Below are 1,591 nucleotides of genomic sequence, written 5' to 3'. Positions count from 1 at the left end.
GTGCTCGAAGTGGCTTCGCGCCAATCCCGGCCCGGTGATCACCGACAACCACAAGGTGGCCCCGCCGCCGCGGGTGGACATGAAGAGCAACATGGAGGAGCTGATCCACCATTTCAAGCTCTTCACCGAAGGTTTTCACGTGCCCGAAGGCGAGGCTTACGCAGCCGTCGAGCACCCCAAAGGCGAGTTCGGCATCTACCTGGTCAGCGACGGTGCCAACAAGCCGTACCGCCTGAAGATCCGCGCCCCGGGCTTCGCCCACCTGGCCACTCTGGACGAGATGGCACGCGGCCACATGCTGGCCGATGCGGTCGCCATCATCGGCACCATGGACATCGTTTTCGGAGAAATCGACCGATGAGTCACGCTTCGCAAACCTCCGGGCCGGTGCAGGCCCTGGCGCTGTCGGACGCGACGCGCGCTCGCTTCGCGCGTGAAGCGGCCAAGTACCCGGCCGAGCAGGCGCAGTCTGCCGTGATGGCCTGTCTGTCCATCGTCCAGCAGGAAAACGGCTACGTCAGCGTCGAGGCCGAGCAGGCCATCGCCGAATTTCTGGGCATGCCGGTGATGGCCGTCCATGAAGTCACGACCTTCTACAACATGTACAACCAGCGGCCGGTGGGCAAGTTCAAGCTCAACGTCTGCACCAACCTGCCGTGCCAGCTGCGCGACGGTTACAAGGCGCTGCACCACCTGGAGCAGAAGCTCGGCGTTTCCATGGGTGAGACCACGGCCGACGGCCTGTTCACGCTGCAGCAGAGCGAGTGCCTGGGCGCCTGTGCCGACTCGCCGGTGATGCTGGACAACGACCGCCACATGTGCAGTTTCATGAGCAACGACAAGCTGGACCAGCTGATCGACGGCCTGCGCGCCGCGGAGGGCAAGGCATGAACGCCCAGCAAGTGCTTTCGCAGTTCGCCGCCACCGGCGTGCAGACCTGCTTCCACGGTCGCCACATCGAGCCGCAGATCTACAAGGATCTGAACGGCAGCAACTGGTCCATCAAAGACTACGAGGCGCGTGGCGGCTACCAGGCCCTGCGCAAGATCCTGGGCATGGACGGCTCCGCGCCCAACCCCGAGACCGGCGTGGCCGGCATGACCCAGGACCAGGTGATCGCCACCGTCAAGGAATCGGCCCTGCGCGGTCGAGGCGGTGCCGGCTTCCCGTCGGGCCTGAAGTGGAGTTTCATGCCGCGCCAGTTCCCGGGGCAGAAGTACCTGGTTTGCAACTCGGACGAGGGCGAACCGGGCACCTGCAAGGACCGCGACATCCTCATGTACAACCCGCACATCGTCATCGAAGGCATGGCGATCGCGGCGTACGCCATGGGCATCACCGTGGGCTACAACTACATCCACGGCGAAATTTTCGAGGTGTACGAACGCTTTGAAGCGGCCCTGGAAGAGGCCCGTGCCGCTGGCTACCTGGGCAACCACATCATGGGCTCGAACTTCTCGTTCCAGCTGCATGCTTTCCATGGTTTCGGCGCTTACATCTGCGGCGAAGAAACCGCGCTGCTCGAGTCGCTCGAAGGTAAAAAAGGCCAACCCCGTTTCAAACCACCGTTCCCTGCGAGCTTTGGTTTGTA

1 protein-coding gene and 2 pseudogenes are annotated in these 1,591 nt (G+C 63.3%); all 3 read left to right on the top strand.

From position 1 onward, the window contains the following. Positions 1 to 361: pseudogene (locus ACR2JA_RS09545) on the top strand (NADH-quinone oxidoreductase subunit D); the annotation flags it as partial. Continuing rightward, a complete protein-coding gene (nuoE, locus tag ACR2JA_RS09540; protein ID WP_434008851.1) occupies positions 358 to 891 on the top strand; it encodes an NADH-quinone oxidoreductase subunit NuoE in 534 nt (177 codons plus the stop codon). The pseudogene ACR2JA_RS09545 and the gene nuoE, both read left to right, overlap by 4 nt. Continuing rightward, positions 888 to 1,591: pseudogene (locus ACR2JA_RS09535) on the top strand (NADH-quinone oxidoreductase subunit F); the annotation flags it as partial. The gene nuoE and the pseudogene ACR2JA_RS09535, both read left to right, overlap by 4 nt.

Source organism: Hydrogenophaga sp. (assembly GCF_051007235.1).
In the GTDB taxonomy this organism is placed as follows: Bacteria; Pseudomonadota; Gammaproteobacteria; order Burkholderiales; family Burkholderiaceae_C; genus Hydrogenophaga.
This window is presented reverse-complemented; position numbering and strand designations above follow the sequence as displayed.